The organism is Fluviicola sp. (genome assembly GCF_039596395.1).
GTDB lineage: Bacteria > Bacteroidota > Bacteroidia > Flavobacteriales_D > Crocinitomicaceae > Fluviicola.
Genome location: NZ_JBCNJT010000001.1, coordinates 591196 through 607547, shown reverse-complemented (window position 1 = coordinate 607547; position 16352 = coordinate 591196). Strand labels below are relative to the sequence as shown.

Sequence of the window (16352 nt, the reverse complement as noted above, 5' to 3'; positions counted from 1 at the left end):
TCTGTGATCGGAAACACGGAAATAGCCACGACAGTAATTCGGGTGGCTATTTCATTCAGGATTAATAAGGCTTGATAATCTGTCCGGTACCCGCACCAAAAACACTCTTCCGGAAACCATATTCCAATTGTTTCATCGTTACCGGAATATCTCCCGGAAAATAAGGAAAGTATTGCGGTGAATCCTCAATGACCGTAGGACTCACGGCATTGATCCGTATTCCGTTACCCAATTCAATGGCTGCGGCTCTCACAAAACCTTCTACTGCCCCGTTGGCTGCAGAAGCATTGGCGAAATTCAGCTGCGGATCGTGCGACAAGGCTCCCGTGATCAGGGTAAACGAACCTTTCGGATTGATGTAATGCTGGCCGATTAAAACCAGGTTGATCTGGCCCATCATTTTGCCTTCCACACCTTTCCTGAAGGTTCGGTCATTCAGCGTATTCCAGGGCCCTACATGTGTTGGCCCTGCCGTGGAAATAAGTGCATCGAACGATCCGACCTGCTTAAACATATGCTCAATCGATTCCGTGGATGTAATATCTACCAGGATATCCCCGCTTTTGGAACCTACCCGGATAAGTTCATGTTCCTGCTCAAATGCCTGACTTAAAAAAGTTCCCATGGTGCCTGATGCACCTACCATTACTAGTTTCATATCGATTTTTTAATAAATACTTACTGGTCCTTTTTCGATGAAACTTTACGCATCAGCATATCCACTGCAGGAACCCCTGCAAATACAACCCATGGAACAAGTATAATGGTCAACAGGAAGGTTCGCTGATACAGGGGAAAATCCGAAAGTGGTTTCCCGAACAGGAAAAGAAAAAGAGTAATGGATGGATAAATGACTATCCATATTTTTAATGCTGCGAGTAATCGTGCTTTTGTCTTCATATCTCATGTATTTGATTGATGACAAAAGTATAACCCGCTCAAGCCCCGTATGTAGGACAATTATTTAATTCAGCCGGACTTATTTAAAATTCGTTCGGAATACCTCGGGTGAAGACCCTGTCCCCTTTTTAAAAAAGCGGATAAAGTAGGAAACATCTTCAAATCCGAGGGAATAAGCAATGTCTTTTACCTGGTTGGAGGTTCCCAAAAGAATCCGCTTGGATTCCAGTATCAATTGTTCACCGATCAATTCGGAAACTGTTTTCCCGACGCTGTTTTTGGTGATCTTGTTTAATTGAAATACCGAAACCCCAAGCATTTCCGCATATTCGGTAACCGACTTGTGACTTGCTACATGTTTTTCAAGCAGTTCCATAAACTCTTCAAGACGTTCCTGGTCATAAGACATTTCCGTATTCGGCTTTTGATCTGGATTTTCACTTTGCCGCATCGATTCAATGAAAAAAATATCCAGGTTTGCTTGAATAGCATCAAAAAAACCAGCTTCCTTGTTCGCAAACTCCCGGTAGATGTTTTCCAAGATGGTGTAAAGCCGTTCAAAGCGGACTTGCTCAGGCGAACAAAAAGTTTTAGCGGTTACTCTCCTGAATCGCTGCCTGCTTGTTACGTTTTCAGGACTGTAAAAATTTGCATCGAATTGCATTAGAAATCCGGTGCAATCTTTGTCCAGCCGGAGCTGATGAAGCTGCCCGGGCCGGAGAATAAACACCGATCGATCTCTTACCGGATAATCCACAAAATCAATGGCATGTTCCCCCAAACCGGTTTTAATAATCAGCATAAAGAAATAATTATGACGGTGAAGATCATCGTTCGTAGGTTTTCCTCCCAGTATCGTTTCAAGAGTTCTGATACTAAACCTTCTGTCTGCCTGCGGAATACGCTCCGTAATCTGCCTGACCGGAATTTCTTTCATGATTATTTCTCCAATGGCTCAAATATAACAGGAAACCTTAAAACCTTCCTTTTTTGCACTGGAATATCGCATTTCCCAATATATGTGAAATGTGATGATTATGTAAATCCGGCGGGATTTTTTATAACAGATGTGCGGCATTCCTCACTGAACTTTGCAATCTCCTGTTTCCATGTTAATTACAGAGACGCACAACTATGATTCAAGTTACTAAAGAAGGTGTACTATTGGAGCGGACTGCTTATGATTTTGAAAGTCATGGAGTTTTCAATCCGGGTGTATTGCGCGAAGGAAGTACCGTGCATCTTTTTTACCGTGCGGTAAAACCGGGAAACCGTTCCACGATCGGTTACTGCAAACTGGATGGCCCGCATCAAATTGTACAACGGGATAATGAACCGGTTATACGTCCTGAATTTGACTATGAATCACTGGGAGTAGAAGATCCGCGGATTTGCCGCATCGATGAGGTTTATTATTTGACCTATACTGCTTTCGACGGAGTAAATGCCCTGGGAGCACTGGCAACTTCCCGTGACCTGAAAACTTTTGAGAAACAGGGAGTGATCGTTCCCCGATTCTCTTACACCGAGTTCGAAACATTGATCAAAGGAGGCTGGGACATCGAAGACCGCTACCTGGGATATTGCCATTCGAACCCTTTTATTCCGGAAACGAACCGGAATAACCTGGTCTGGGACAAAGATGTACTCTTCTTTCCACAGCGTATCAACGGGAAGCTTTATTTCCTTCACCGGATAAAACCCGACATTCAGTTAGTCGCTATTGACGAACTCAGTGATCTCACTCCTGAATTTTGGGAAGACTATGTTTCACGTTTGAATGAACACACCGTTCTTTTCCCCAAATACGATCACGAAATCAGTTATATCGGTTCCGGCGCTCCCCCGATCGAAACGGAGGCAGGCTGGCTCCTCATTTATCACGGAGTGAAATGCACCGCAGAAGGAAATATCTATTCGGCCTGTGCAGCCTTGCTGGATTTTCACGAACCGCGAAAAGAACTTGCACGCTTACCATACCCCTTGTTTGAACCGGAACACGACTGGGAATTACACGGGGAAGTCGACAATGTTTGTTTCCCCTGCGGAACAGCATTATTCGGCGATACATTATACATCTATTATGGCGCTGCTGACAGACAGATTGCTTATGCATCCCTGAGCCTGACAGAGCTCATTTCAGAACTCAAACTAAACACAATTAAAAATGAAGTATCCAGTTAACAACAGTCGATTCGCTCAACCGCTATTCCTGAACCATTTCCCGGAAACGGACATCAAACTTTCAAAGCTGGAAGTACCGGTTGTTCTGCTGATTTCCTCTTATCCTCCGAGAGAATGCGGCATCGCCACCTATTCCCAGGATTTGCTGACGGCGTTGAACCAACAATTTGACGGATCGTTCGAGTTGCAGGTTTGCGCGCTTGAATCCGGGTTTAACGATCATCAATACCCGAAAGAAGTAACGCATACACTTCACACAGATATCCCGGCCGAATATGCTTTATTAGCTGCTAAAATAAATGCGGACAACCGCATCAGCTTAGTTTTGATCCAGCATGAATTCGGGCTTTTCCGCATGGATGACGAACATACTTTTCTGAAATTTATCCAGGCACTGGAAAAACCGGTTGCGACTGTATTCCATACCGTACTTCCGGATCCGGACAGTAAACGAAAAGCACATGTCCGCAATATCGGGTTGTTATCCGGTTCAATCATCGTGATGACGAACCATGCAGCGGATATCTTGAAAAATGATTACGCGATTCCATCCGGTAAAATCACGGTCATTCCGCACGGAACGCACCTGGTGCCTCACCTGGACAAACACCAATTGAAACAGAAATTCGGTTTAAAAGGAAAAAAAATACTTTCAACTTTCGGGTTATTGAGTTCCGGGAAGGGAATTGAAACCACCCTGGAAGCACTTCCACGGATTATCGATCAGGATCCGGACGTAGTTTTCTTAATTATCGGGAAAACACATCCCGGGGTAATCGCTTCGGAAGGAGAAGCCTACCGGGAATCTTTAAAAGCAAAGATTAAAAATCTCCAGCTCGAAGAACACGTGATTTTTGTAAATAAATACCTTTCACTGAAAGAACTATTGGAATACCTGCAATTGACAGATATTTACCTGTTTACTTCCCGCGATCCGAACCAAAGTGTCAGCGGAACATTCTCTTATGCCATGAGTTGCGGATGTCCGATCATCTCAACTCCTATTCCGCACGCAAAAGAATTTCTCAATAACGACAGCGGGATCATTGTTGATTTCAACAACCCAGAACAACTGGCAGGTGCCGTTGAGCGCTTACTGGAAGATGAAACATTGCGAGCAACATTTACTTCCAACGGATTGGAACGCATGGCCCCGACAGCATGGGAAAACTCTTCCATTGCGCATGCAAGGCTGTTCCAAAAGCTGACATCCGAGAAAATGGAACTTCATTATGCCCTGCCGGAAATTAACCTGGCGCATTTCAGCAGGTTAACCGACCGTTTCGGGATGATCCAGTTCTCGAAGATCAATCAGCCTGACCGCGAATCGGGCTATACGCTGGACGATAACGCACGGGCTATGATTGCCAGATGCATGTATTACGAATCCACACTCGACGGAGCCAGCTTGGTAGCTATGCAGACTTACCTGAAGTTTATTGCTTACTGTCAGCAGCCCGACGGTAGTTTCCTGAACTACGTGGACCAGGATCAATTGTTCTCAGACTCCAATTACGAAACCAACCTGGCAGATTCAAATGGACGTGCGATGTGGGCATTGGGATACTTAATTTCAAAGCAGCACATGCTTCCGGAACCTTTCGGAGTGTTGGCCAAATCTATTTTTGAAAAAGCGCTCAGTAATATCGAACACATGCATTCTCCGCGTGCAATTGCCTTTACCATTAAAGGTTTGCACCTCAGCAACCAGCAGGAAAAGAATCCGTTGATTACGTCACATATTCGTTTATTAGCCGACCGGTTGATTCAAATTTACCGCCACGAATCGGAAGAGAACTGGCCGTGGTTTGAAAGTTACCTGACTTACGCAAACAGCGTTTTGCCGGAATCTTTGTTGTATGCCTGGAAGGAAACAGGTGATCAATTCTATAAAATGATTGCCAAACAATCCTTTGACTTCCTGTTATCCGTTACTTTCAGTAAAACGGGAATCAAAGTGATTTCCAATAAAGGCTGGCTGCACAAAGGTCAGAAACCGGAAGAGTTCGGGGAACAACCCATCGATGTTGCTTACACGATATTGGCGCTTGACTATTTTTACGAGGTCTTTGGACTGGACGATTACCTGGAAAAATCAGAACAGGCATTCAGCTGGTTCCTGGGGAATAATCATTTGTCACGCATCATTTACAATCCGGGAACCGGTGGTTGTTACGACGGACTTGAACGCGATCACATCAATTTGAACCAGGGCGCAGAGTCAACCATCAGTTACCTCCTTGCCAGGTTGACGGTTGAAAAGCAGCATAAAGCCAGAAATGCAAAAGCTGGAAAACTTTATATCGTATCTCAGGAAATAAGTCAGTCATGATCCGGAAGAAAGCAAATGCACTTATTCAGCAAATGCAAAAAGAAGGATTAACGCTTGCTTTGGCAGAAAGTATGACCTGCGGTCTTGCAGCAGCGAAACTTTCTTCCTGCATCGGTGTTTCGGATGTGTTGCTTGCTTCTATTGTATGTTATACACCTAAGGCTAAGATACAGCTATTACAAGTGAAACAGGCAACCATTCGAAGCTTTACCTGTGAATCAGCGGAAGTGACCCGGCAAATGGCCGAAAACCTGTCCGAACGGATAGCAGGAGATGTTTATGCAGCAATAACCGGGCTTGCTTCATCAGACGGAAGCGAAACCAAGGAAAAACCTGTCGGCACCGTATTTTATGCAATCCGCTACCAGGGAAGAACGTACGATTTTCGAAAAGTATTTCACGGAACTCCTTTGGAGATCAAGAAAAAAGCGGTCATCGAACTTTACGGGTTGATTTTAAAATTAATCAAAAAATAGGGGCTTAAAATTTAAGCCCCTGTGTTTTATTCTGTGATGTCCGTTGATGCCGTTGATACCACATCTTTTGCTTTATTTTTCAGCCTGTCGGTCAAATCTTTTACCTCCCCGGCCAATTTTTCACGGATCTTCTTTCCTTTTAACGGGGCTACTAAAATTCCCGCTGCAAACCCTACCGCTGCTCCTGCAGCCAATGTTCCTACTACTCTCGAAACAGATGCACCTCCATCTGTTTTCACTTTACTTGCTACTGATTTCATGTCGATCGATTTATTGATGATGAATTTTAAAAGATGCCCTGCTAATTTCAATGTCGCACTCCCAGGTCATTTTTTAAAATAAATACTGTGTTCTATTCACTTAAAGATGCGTTTTTAAAACCAAAAAATCGTTACAGAAATGGCGTCATTTCTTACACAAATTCCACTATTCCCCTGTTTCTGCATGCGGGGCATTTACCTTTTTCGACTGGGAAGATCCGGCCTCCCGCAGGTAAATAGACAGGAAAATGATCGCAAAAATGGAGAGGAATTCGCTTTGCCAGTTCTGGAACGACTCGAACCAGAATTTGGAGTGCCCCAGATACGCAATCGCCGTCGTCGGAGGCAAACCATCCAATAGTTGCTGCTCGTTGTAATCCAGGAAACTTCCGTACCAGTGCAACCCGAAGGAAAGCAGGAATAAAAGGGTTAAAACGATAGAAAGAGAATGTTTATAAAGCTTCAAAGCAAAACCTCCTTTCTTTACCGGGCCGGGAGAATCTTCCAACGGAATGCATTCCCCGTCTTTGTCCCGCGGTGGATCTTCCATGGGCCGCGATTCGGATGAACCCTCCTGTTTCAGGTAAATGGTCAGGATGACAAATAAAGCCATCTGGAAGAATTCACTTTCCCAATTCTCAAAAGTTGCCTGTAAGAAATGCCCGCTGGCCAGGTATGCGCTCATATCAAGCTCGGGCTTACCATAAGACTTCAGAAAATCATTGTGGTCATTCCAGCCGGTATAGATTTGTCCTGTCAATGAAAAGACCATCAACACCAGGAAAACAATGGAAAGTGCGTTCCGTTTCCAAAAACCGATTTTCTTTTTCATCTCAATACCTATATGTATCCATTAAATCTCTACCGAAAATGAACTTCTACCTCATTTAAGGATTTCCTTCTCCCCCGCTCGAGCCATACACTTGACCCGTAGCGTAGCTGGAATCGTCTGCTGCCAGCTGCACGTAGATCGAAGCAAGTTCTGCCGGTTGTCCGGGCCTTCCCAGGGGTGTTTTGCCACCGAATTGCTGCAACTTTTCCTGTGTAGCACCTCCACTGACCTGCAAAGGTGTCCAGATAGGTCCCGGAGCTACTCCGTTCACACGGATTCCTTTTGGTCCCAATTGTTTTGCCAGGGATTTGATATAGCTGGTTGTTGCCGCTTTTGTTTGTGCGTAATCAACCAGGTCCTCCGAAGGATCGTAAGCCTGGACGGAAGAAGTGCCTATAATTGCAGAACCCGGCTTCAAATGGGGCAATGCTGCTTTTATCAGCCAAAAAGGAGCATAAATATTCGTCTTCATGGTCGCATCGAAGTCTTCTGAAGAAATATCCAGGATCGATGCTCTTGTTTGCTGCCGGGCTGCATTATTCACCAAAATATCCAATCCACCGAGTGCCGACACCGCATCTGCAACCAATTTCCGGCAAAAGTCTTCATTCCGTAAGTCACCCGGAAGTGCTACGGCAACTCTTCCCTCTGCTTTAATGAGCTTGATGACTTCGATCGCATCTGCTTCCTCATCCGGCAGGTAATTAATCGCCACGTCAGCACCTTCTCTCGCATAGGCAATAGCCGCAGCTCTTCCCATCCCGGAATCTCCACCCGTAATTAAGGCTTTACGTCCCTTTAACCGGCCTGAACCTTTGTAGCTGGTTTCACCGTGATCCGGACGGGGTTCCATCTTGCCCGCAAGTCCCGGCCAGGGCTGTGACTGCTTCTTGAAAGGAGGTTTCGGATATTTTTTCGTCGGATCTTCCAATGGTTTGGAATCAAATTCATCTTGTTTATTTTCTGCTGCAAAAGCCGGTGAAATAGCTGCAACTGCCAAAACCGCCCCCATACTTCCCAGCGCTTTGCGCCGGTTCATTCCTTTTTCTTCACTCATCACTTTCGATTTTGATTTTTTTTCCACCAAAGAAAAAAGGGAGAGCTTAACCTTCACTTCAAGCTCCCCCTCTTAACACTTAAACCACACTACCACATATGGACCACTTAAATAAAATTCTCATCGTGCCAGAATTTCAAAACACCTTAAGTCTTTTATCAAAAATAAGCCCGGTTGAAAGGCATTTGATTACAAATCTTTCAGAAGGATTTACATAAATTTTAGGATTGTTAAGTTTGGCGGGCATTCTCCGTTACGAGAAAATATTTCTAACGCCGGGCCGCTATTTGCTGCAATTGCATGCCGTTTTCATACCCTGCTTCATAATAGGTATTGTTGAAATAAATGCATTTGTGCAAGGCCGTTTCGGGAATTGCCCGGTAGAACTCTTCCAGGTCTTCCGTTGAATAGGCTGATTTAAACAGAACAGGATTTCCATGCAATCTCAGGTAAAAGTGTTCGTTGGTGTGCATGAAAAATGTTTCCAGTCCCGGGAAATCCACATTGCAGAAAGTAATTCCCGTTTCGGTGAGTTTTTCCCTCACAATGTCGTTCCACCAGGAAATATGGCGGAATTCAATTACATTTTCAGGACGGTGGGGAATCATAGTCAATACCCGGTCCAGGTTTTCCTCCGAATAATGAAAAGACGGCGGAAGCTGGAAGAGGAAATGCATACACTTTTCTTTTAAGCCTTCGCGCACAAGATCCTGGAATTCGTTTATCAAGGCGCTGGATTCCTTCAGTTTCAGAATGTGCGTAACCTGTTTACTCATTTTTACCGAGAACTTGAAATCAGCCGGAGTTTTATCATAATATTTTTGAAGGTCTGCCAATTTAGGTGTGCGGTAGAACGTACCGTTTAGTTCAACCGTATTGAATACACTGCTGAAATATTCCAGCCAATCTTTGGGTTTCAAACCTTCCGGATAGAATTTGTTCTTCCATGCCGGGTAGTAATATCCCGAACAACCGATGTATAACTCTTTATTCATTTTAATTCAAATTTAATTTACCACGGACGGGCAAGGAACACAGATGCTTTCAATGGGTGTTTATCTTGCGGAATATGTTTCCTTTGAGGTAATCTGTATTAAAATTCACTAATATTCCAACTTGCAATCCGGTTAATTTTAGATAAGAGATGAATGGCGGAACGGATTTCATATGTTTCATTTTCTTTCATACTTAAAGCTCTATGCAAGAAAGTTAAAACCATATAAATGAACCAGTTGCATTTCAAGTTTAATTCATTATATTATTTAATAACTTCCGTGTTCTTCCGTGCCCCTCTGTGGACTAACCCATTAACAAATTACAACACGAACCATTTTTTATCGCCGATCGAATAACGTATCTTTAGGATACACTTCCATTTGGGCCGAATATTCATCAAACACAAGTATTATGGCACAGGAAACGAAAAAAAACCGGGACGAAAACGTCCAGCAACCCAACCCGGAAGGAATGAAGGAAACGGCTAAAAAAACAGACCGTCGCGAACCTAAAAAAGGCCTTCCGATTAATAGTCCGGGGCGCGAAAGCTCCAAATCATAACATTAGAACAAACTCAGCTGTCCGTCATCTTTGGGCGGCTGAGCTTTTCCCATCACGGTTCTGCCGCCATAGCGATAGGATTCTGCACGTTCTTTAGCAATAGCCTTATCAAACAAGTCTTCATCCGGAATAAATTGCTGCTCAACGATCTGTGCAACCACATGCAGGTTCTTAATAGCCTGGTTTTTATCTGTTTGACCGATTTTTGCTTTTTCAACCGCCGTTTGAAGCTGTTGGATCGTATCGTCGTAGACCTTCGTCGGAACCGGGAACGGATGTCCGTCCTTACCACCATGTGCAAAAGAAAAACGGCCCGGATCTGTAAACCTGGAAGGAGTTCCGTAAATGATCTCACTCACCAGAGCCAATGATTGAACGGTCCGCGGGCCAACACCTTCCAGTAAAAGCAGCGATTCGAAATCACGCAATCCTTTATCATGCGCCACCGCCAATACACTTCCCAATCTTTTGAGGTTTACGTCTTCTGCTTTTAGTTCGTGGTGTGCCGGCAGTATCAACCGCTGTACTTCCGGGATAATAACCGAAGGTTTCTCTGCAACCAATTCCAGGATACCGGTTTTTGCCGAAGCAGCTTCCTTATCTGTCAGATTGAGGATTTCTCCTTGGTTCTTCCCGTAAATGAAGCTGTGTGGTGTTTCGATGAATGACTGAACCGTTTCCGAGTGCCAGTGATAGCGGCGCGCCATTCCGGTCGCATCGTCCATTCCCTGCTGTATAACCGTCCATTCGCCTTCGCTGGTTACCACAAAATTGTGCATGTAGATCTGGAAACCATCCTGGATCGCGTTGTTGTCTACCTTTGCCGTAAGCCTGCTGGAGCGTACCAGTTCATTGCCGTCAAGACCTGTTCTGTTTGAAAAGCGAAGCAATTCTGCCGGTGTTTCCCGTGAGTGTTTTCCTTTTCCGCCTGCGATGTAAATACCCAACTCGTTGGAGCGGTAATTCACCGCACCTTTCAATGCCCCCATCACAGAAGTGGTAATCCCCGAAGAATGCCAGTCCATCCCGAGAACAGCCCCGAAAGCCTGGAACCAGAACGGATCGCTCAAACGGCTCAGAATGGCCGATTTCCCGTACTCCTGGGCAATTGCTTCCACAATCGCTCCGCCCAATAAACGCATGCGCTCCGCCAACCAGGGCGGAACTTTTCCGTAATGCAACGGAAGATCGGCATAACGCCTGGAATCGAAATAAAGTTTGGGCATACTACAAAGTTACGGAAGTCGGGGCAACACCCCGGTAATCCGATTGTTAAAAAACCATTCCTATAAAAAAAGGCAGTTGTCAGCTGCCTTTTTTCGTTAAATCTTATTTTTTACCGGTAGTCGAATCTCCGCTGTTTTTCAATCCGGAACCGGAACCGCCGCTGCCTGAATTGGAACTACCGCTGCCCGAACCCGAATTAGAGCTTCCGCTACCGCCTGAACCCGAATTGGAACTTCCGCTGGCCGACCCTGAACCAGAGCTGCTGCTTTCTTTCGAAGACTGGCTGGAATCGTTGGTCCCCTTGCCTCCTGAAGAGCCTGAATTGCTGTTTCCGCCTGATCCTGAATTACCGGATCTTTCGTTAGAACCTTCGTTTTCTTCAGAGTCCTCGTTCTCGTCGTCCGAGCTGAAATCATTGATCAGGCCTTTCACCTTCTCTTTCAATCCTCCTTTTTTATCCGAGGAAATCAATACTCCAACTGCCAAACCTGCCGCCGCTCCTGTTACAAATGCGGTCGCCAGTTTAGAAAAACCACCTGTATCGGTGCCTTCTTTTAATTTCTCTTTTTCTGCTTTCATAACTTTTACCAATTCGTGTACTAATCCACTAACTAACTCATTCATAATCTCACATTTTACGGTTGGCAAGCAATTGATTGATTAACGCAAATAATGCCAGTGCAAGTGCCAGGTGAAAATAGCCACCCTGATTGTACTTAAAAAATACAACGCCCCATTCTCCGATTACGAGAAGCGCCAGGAAACATATAGTTATTTTCATCATCGTTTAGTGAATAGCGATTCTTGCCCTGGGTAACTCCGGAGTATGCCGGAGGAAGTTTTGCTTTGCCTCCGGCATTTCTCACCCACCACCACACGTAAAAATTATTCTTCTCCTTCTGCTGCATCAATATTGATGGAAGACTCCGCAATTTCTGTCAGGGTCTGATCCGCTTCTTTCTCTTCATTCAGAGTTTGCTCCAGCAATTCTGCTGCATCAGACTCACCCAATGTATTTGCGAAAGAAACCAGCGTTCCGTAACTCGCTATTTCATAATGTTCTACTTTCTGTGCTGCAGAAATAATAGCAGCATCGCGTACAACACCGTCTTCAATTTCCTTCATGAGTTCTTCGGCTTCCGTAATCAATCCGTCCATAGCCTCACATTTTTTGGTAGCCGCTTTTTCACCGATCACTTCAAAAACCTGTTCCAATCGCTCTACATGTGTTTCTGTAACTGCAAGATGATCTTCAATAGCTGCCACCAACTCGCTGCTGGTTGCTTTTTTCGCCATTTTTGGAAGTGCTTTTACCAACGCTTTCTCAGCCCAGTAAATATCCTTCAATTCATCAATGAATAATTCCTTTAATCCGGACTCTCTTGATCCGTTTTGGTTTGATGCTTTTGTTGCCATAATTTATTTATTTGATATGTTAATTCTTACCGAAAATTACGGCCCTGCCAGGCAAAAGCTATTACAAAATCTTACTGTCTATTTGTATAATTCATACTATTGTGAAGATTGAATAAGCGGGGAAACAGAGATGAAAAAAATTCACCCTGAATGAGTTAAAAAAATGAAAAATCAAAAAATTCCCGGTTTTGTATTCCTTAAATTAGAGTGTGTTGAAGAAAATTTGGAGCGATGGATTTACAGACAAAATCACTTTGGGAAGATACCGCAGAAGAAACTGCGAAATTTCCTGTTTTTGAAGGAGAACAAGAAACCGACATCGCAATTGTCGGGGGCGGAATTACCGGATTAACAGCTGCTTTACTTCTTAGCCGGGCCGGAAGAAAGGTCGTTCTGCTGGAAGCGCGGGAAATCGGGTTGGGAACGACCGGGAATTCAACGGGGAACCTGTATGCAACAGTAGATGATCATTTATCCGTACTCCGGAAAAAATGGAATTCACATGTCATGAAAGAAGTCGTGAATTCCCGAAATGCAGCCATTAACCTGATTGAAGAGAACATCCGGAAGTACAACATCCATTGTGATTTTCAACGGCAACCTTTTACGCTTTTCGCCGAAACCCTCACAAAAGAAATCGAATCCTTTATAAAAGAAGAGTTCGATGCCATGCAGGAAGCCGGATTAAGGCCTCAAATCCTGGAAGATGCAGGTTTGCCTTATAAAACGGTAAAAGCATTGCAAATCGAAAACCAGGCGCAATTCCATCCCTTGAAATACGTTCAGCAACTGGCCAGGGTGGTTACCGAAACATGCCACATCTTCGAGAATAGCCGGGTTATTGAACTGGATGAAAAGAACGGAATGCTGAAAACTGAAAACGGACAGTTAAAAGCCAACCACATCCTGTTGGCTACGCACACGCCGATCGGCACCTTTATGATACAGACATTGCTGGCCCCGTACCGGGAATTCGGCGTTGCAGCTTTGGTCGATGACGCTTCTTTCCCTGGCGGAATTTTCTGGGGACTCGATGATCCGAAACATTCCGTAAGATCTTTTAGCGGTAACGGACAAAACTATGTAATGGTTATCGGTGATAAGTTTAAGACCGGCCAGCACCAGGACTCACAACAATATGTTTCCGAACTTGAGAAGTATTTAACGGGGCGTGTTCGCATCAATAAAATCAGCTATGTGTGGGGCGGACAACAATACCGTCCGGCGGATCACCTGCCTTATATCGGGAAACACGGCGATTTTGTTTATTTTATGACCGGTTTCGCTTCCGACGGATTGGTATACGGAACACTGGCAGCGATGATTATATCGGACCAAATTCTGGGGAAAACAAATCCCTGGGAAGACATTTACAAGGCCGGGCGCTTTACCCCTGTTCGTTCTGCAAAAAACTTCATCGCAGAAAATACCGACGTCATGATTCAATACCTGAAAGACCTGCCCTGGAATGTCGATGACGAATTACTGAGTGAGATACAACCCGGTGAAGGAAAAGTCATTTCACCGGACAATGAAAAACTGGCTGTGTACAAAGACGAGAATCACCAGGTGCACATTGTTTCGGCGGTCTGCACGCATATGAAATGTATCGTTAACTGGAACCAGTCTGAAAAATCGTGGGATTGCCCTTGTCATGGAAGCCGTTTCGACATCGACGGGAAAGTCATTGAAGGTCCTGCAACGAAAGCACTTCCGGGTAAGAAAATCTCTGACAAATAAAAGAATATGGAATTGATTTACACAGCGATCGCGTTGTTTGCTTCGGCAGCAATGATCGGACTTTATCTGTTAATGTGTGTTTTACAAAAGAAACCGGTACCGAAAGGCCTGGCAATTATTCATGGTTTACTGGCTGCCACGGCACTTGTACTGTTGATTGTGGACATGATCAAAAACGGTGCTGATACGGTTCAAATCGTGGTGCTTTTCGCCATTACTGCTTTGGGTGGGATCGTGCTTTTCGCGCGTGATATGACCGGCAAATCTTTACCGAAAGGCCTGGCGATTGTTCATGGATTGCTGGCAGTTGCGGGTTTTATCTTTTTGCTGATCTATACTTTTGGTAAGTAAGAAAGTCGATACAAGAATTCATACCGACTTTCGGGTAATAGGTGTTCTAAAAAATCATTTGTTAGCTAACTCTGCTTTCCATCATCATTTCCCTGTATGTAGAAGGACTGAGTCCCGTATTCTTCTTGAATTGATTGGAAAGATGCGCCACGCTGCTGTAATTCAGCTTATAAGCAATGTCTGCAAGGCTCATATCAGTGTTTGCCAGTAGCTCCTTCAGACGTTCTGTTTTTTTCATAATAATGAATTGCTGCACGGTAATTCCCTTTGCCTCCGAAAAGATACCCGACAAATAGGTATAATCATGTCCCAGTTTTTCACTGAGGTATTCGGAGTAATTGATGTTTGGAATTTCTTCCGAATGATAGATCAATTCAATGATCGCATCTTTCATCTGGACAACCAGCAATCTTTTTTTGTCTTCCAGGAGTTCTAGTCCAACCCTGGACAGGTTTTCCCTCAATTGTGCCAAATCTTCTGTTGTAAGATCAGTAAGGGTTTCAATAATTCCGAGTTCCACTGTAGCGCATTGGAACCCTAATTTTTCCAATTCGGTCTGCACCACCATTTTGCAACGGGCGCTGACCATGTATTTTATATATAGTCTCAAATCAAAAGGAGTTTTAATTGATAAATGTGTTAGCCGGAAATAAGTCAAGTCTCCCTAATTGTTTTCTTTCACATGCTTTTTTGTGTAAGGCTCACCAAAATTCAGAGTTACCGAATCGTCTTTACCCAATGTTCAATGTATTATAGTTCTTTTTGTTTTACAAGGTGTGCATTGTTCCTTTCAATTTTTCTCCTTAATCGCACTTATATTTTCGCCAAACCCGTTTTCTTCACGGATCTTTAAACGTTTTTTCCGAATGTCTTTATAGAATTTCGGTGTTAATCCGGTAATTCTTTCAAAGGTTCTTTTCAACTGTCCTTTATTTTTGAATTGAAATAATTCAGCAATCTCCTTTAATTTCCAATCCTCATACAGCAGCATTTCCTTGATGCGTTCCATCTGTTGTATGGCTCCGTACTGAACCAAATCCATTCCGTGGACCTGTGAAAACAGCAGGATCATTTCCTGATCCAGAAGTTCCAGCTCTTCGAGGTATTCCGGGTAACCGCTTACCGGTATTTCCGGATGCCTGTAAATTAACTTTTTAATCAACCCGGAAACTTCATCCAGCTTTTTACTGTTCAGATCATCAACAAACTCATAGCCCATGTCCCAAAGAACTTCTTTCAACTGGAGAAGCTGCATTCCGTCCGGTTCTTCATGGAAATCTATTACACCCTGACTCACTTCCGGAATCATTCCCATCCTAGCCAGTTCTTTTCCTATCTTTTCATAGCAGCGACTGCCAACCATGAATTTTACGTAAATTCTCAAAGCGAAGTTGTGTATAATTTCAAAGGTAAACTATTCCCAACGCCTCTGCAAACTATTTAACAATTGATAGCGAATCAGTTATAAACAATTCATTTTTAAGAATTCCGTCGTGTTTGTCAACCTTTTTCTACTAGGGTTTACTACTCGGAAGCCACTGCATAATTAGCGCAAGCACTGCAACAACGAGTGTTAAATGAATGGAAGCCCCTGCCTCAAACTTAAAGTATCCGATTGCCCATCCCATGGCAACCAAAATGGATAACGTACTTATTGCTACTCTCATAATCTTCTTTTTAATGAGGATTCCAAGCTTTTCAGGATCCAGGTTTCACTTAAAAATTTATACTATGGAAAAGGAAAATAATTAACCCATTTCTACTAATTCATTCTTGCTGCCCCGGGTAATGTGATTTTTAAAAGGGGCTTGCGCCCCTTTCACCTAACCACTCGATTTACCACATAGGGTTTTACCTACTTTCAAAATCTAATTTTCATGTCTTCTGAATCAAAGATAGAGGTGTAAAAAACGGATAGTTTACATTATTAACCATCCCGCTTACATATATTTTGGAAATGTTAAATATTTCATAATAAATAGCTTTAAAATAAATATTTTTAACAATCCAATGCGAGCCA

General features: G+C 43.8%; 21 protein-coding genes. 6 read left to right on the top strand and 15 right to left on the bottom strand.

The window, feature by feature from the left end:
- Window positions 1-61 precede the first annotated feature (61 nt).
- The 3 genes from ABDW02_RS02450 to ABDW02_RS02440 form a co-directional block, all read right to left on the bottom strand.
- Complete coding sequence (locus tag ABDW02_RS02450; protein ID WP_343631771.1) at window positions 62-658, bottom strand: short chain dehydrogenase; 597 nt, start codon at window positions 656-658, stop codon at window positions 62-64.
- 20 nt (window positions 659-678) lie between these two features.
- Entirely contained in the window at window positions 679-900 is a 222-nt protein-coding gene (locus tag ABDW02_RS02445) for a hypothetical protein (RefSeq protein WP_343631770.1), read from the bottom strand.
- Window positions 901-979: 79 nt separating this feature from the next.
- Complete coding sequence (locus tag ABDW02_RS02440) at window positions 980-1837, bottom strand: AraC family transcriptional regulator (RefSeq protein WP_343631769.1); 858 nt, start codon at window positions 1835-1837, stop codon at window positions 980-982.
- Window positions 1838-2034: 197 nt separating this feature from the next.
- Here ABDW02_RS02440 and ABDW02_RS02435 point away from each other — a divergent pair, with 197 nt between their 5' ends.
- The 3 genes from ABDW02_RS02435 to ABDW02_RS02425 are packed head-to-tail and all read left to right on the top strand — an operon-like array spanning window position 2035 to window position 5892.
- The gene (locus ABDW02_RS02435) at window positions 2035-3084 is read left to right on the top strand and encodes a pesticidal protein Cry7Aa (protein WP_343631768.1); all 1050 of its coding nucleotides are present in this window, start codon (window positions 2035-2037) and stop codon (window positions 3082-3084) included.
- Window positions 3068-5416: a glycosyltransferase gene (locus tag ABDW02_RS02430; protein ID WP_343631767.1), complete on the top strand. Its 2349-nt coding sequence runs from the start codon at window positions 3068-3070 to the stop codon at window positions 5414-5416. The genes ABDW02_RS02435 and ABDW02_RS02430 overlap by 17 nt, the downstream gene beginning before the upstream one ends.
- A complete protein-coding gene (locus tag ABDW02_RS02425) occupies window positions 5413-5892 on the top strand; it encodes a nicotinamide-nucleotide amidohydrolase family protein (RefSeq protein WP_343631766.1) in 480 nt (159 codons plus the stop codon). The genes ABDW02_RS02430 and ABDW02_RS02425 overlap by 4 nt, the downstream gene beginning before the upstream one ends.
- A 26-nt stretch (window positions 5893-5918) precedes the next feature.
- On the opposite strand, the gene ABDW02_RS02420 is transcribed toward ABDW02_RS02425, so the two are convergent.
- The 5 genes from ABDW02_RS02420 to ABDW02_RS02400 form a co-directional block, all read right to left on the bottom strand.
- A complete protein-coding gene (locus ABDW02_RS02420) occupies window positions 5919-6152 on the bottom strand; it encodes a YtxH domain-containing protein (protein WP_343631765.1) in 234 nt (77 codons plus the stop codon).
- A 166-nt stretch (window positions 6153-6318) separates the two neighbouring features.
- The gene (locus ABDW02_RS02415) at window positions 6319-6984 is read right to left on the bottom strand and encodes a DUF6766 family protein (RefSeq protein ID WP_343631764.1); all 666 of its coding nucleotides are present in this window, start codon (window positions 6982-6984) and stop codon (window positions 6319-6321) included.
- Window positions 6985-7039: 55 nt separating this feature from the next.
- Complete coding sequence (locus ABDW02_RS02410; protein WP_343631763.1) at window positions 7040-8041, bottom strand: SDR family oxidoreductase; 1002 nt, start codon at window positions 8039-8041, stop codon at window positions 7040-7042.
- 269 nt (window positions 8042-8310) lie between these two features.
- A complete protein-coding gene (locus tag ABDW02_RS02405; protein WP_343631762.1) occupies window positions 8311-9036 on the bottom strand; it encodes a DUF72 domain-containing protein in 726 nt (241 codons plus the stop codon).
- A 49-nt stretch (window positions 9037-9085) separates the two neighbouring features.
- Entirely contained in the window at window positions 9086-9208 is a 123-nt protein-coding gene (locus ABDW02_RS02400; protein WP_343634246.1) for a GxxExxY protein, read from the bottom strand.
- 240 nt (window positions 9209-9448) lie between these two features.
- Here ABDW02_RS02400 and ABDW02_RS02395 point away from each other — a divergent pair, with 240 nt between their 5' ends.
- A complete protein-coding gene (locus ABDW02_RS02395) occupies window positions 9449-9598 on the top strand; it encodes a hypothetical protein (RefSeq protein WP_343631761.1) in 150 nt (49 codons plus the stop codon).
- A gap of 2 nt (window positions 9599-9600) precedes the next feature.
- Here the strand turns inward: ABDW02_RS02395 and ABDW02_RS02390 are convergent, their stop codons facing one another.
- The 4 genes from ABDW02_RS02390 to ABDW02_RS02375 all read right to left on the bottom strand — a co-directional run bounded on the left by ABDW02_RS02390 (window position 9601) and on the right by ABDW02_RS02375 (window position 12241).
- Window positions 9601-10824: a DUF763 domain-containing protein gene (locus ABDW02_RS02390; RefSeq protein ID WP_343631760.1), complete on the bottom strand. Its 1224-nt coding sequence runs from the start codon at window positions 10822-10824 to the stop codon at window positions 9601-9603.
- A 103-nt stretch (window positions 10825-10927) separates the two neighbouring features.
- Window positions 10928-11449, bottom strand: coding sequence for a hypothetical protein (locus ABDW02_RS02385; protein WP_343631759.1), 522 nt, complete (start codon window positions 11447-11449; stop codon window positions 10928-10930).
- A gap of 4 nt (window positions 11450-11453) precedes the next feature.
- Complete coding sequence (locus ABDW02_RS02380) at window positions 11454-11606, bottom strand: hypothetical protein (protein WP_343631758.1); 153 nt, start codon at window positions 11604-11606, stop codon at window positions 11454-11456.
- Between the two features lie 104 nt (window positions 11607-11710).
- Window positions 11711-12241: a ferritin-like domain-containing protein gene (locus ABDW02_RS02375; protein ID WP_343631757.1), complete on the bottom strand. Its 531-nt coding sequence runs from the start codon at window positions 12239-12241 to the stop codon at window positions 11711-11713.
- 231 nt (window positions 12242-12472) lie between these two features.
- Between ABDW02_RS02375 and ABDW02_RS02370 the strand changes: the two genes are divergently transcribed.
- Both ABDW02_RS02370 and ABDW02_RS02365 read left to right on the top strand, forming a co-directional pair.
- Entirely contained in the window at window positions 12473-13981 is a 1509-nt protein-coding gene (locus tag ABDW02_RS02370) for an FAD-dependent oxidoreductase (protein WP_343631756.1), read from the top strand.
- 6 nt (window positions 13982-13987) lie between these two features.
- Complete coding sequence (locus ABDW02_RS02365) at window positions 13988-14332, top strand: hypothetical protein (RefSeq protein ID WP_343631755.1); 345 nt, start codon at window positions 13988-13990, stop codon at window positions 14330-14332.
- Between the two features lie 61 nt (window positions 14333-14393).
- On the opposite strand, the gene ABDW02_RS02360 is transcribed toward ABDW02_RS02365, so the two are convergent.
- The 3 genes from ABDW02_RS02360 to ABDW02_RS02350 all read right to left on the bottom strand — a co-directional run bounded on the left by ABDW02_RS02360 (window position 14394) and on the right by ABDW02_RS02350 (window position 15999).
- Entirely contained in the window at window positions 14394-14942 is a 549-nt protein-coding gene (locus ABDW02_RS02360) for a helix-turn-helix domain-containing protein (protein WP_343631754.1), read from the bottom strand.
- A gap of 180 nt (window positions 14943-15122) precedes the next feature.
- Complete coding sequence (locus ABDW02_RS02355; protein WP_343631753.1) at window positions 15123-15695, bottom strand: helix-turn-helix domain-containing protein; 573 nt, start codon at window positions 15693-15695, stop codon at window positions 15123-15125.
- A 151-nt stretch (window positions 15696-15846) separates the two neighbouring features.
- Window positions 15847-15999 (bottom strand): lmo0937 family membrane protein, encoded by a 153-nt coding sequence (locus ABDW02_RS02350; RefSeq protein WP_343631752.1) that lies wholly within the window; start codon window positions 15997-15999, stop codon window positions 15847-15849.
- Window positions 16000-16352 lie beyond the last annotated feature (353 nt).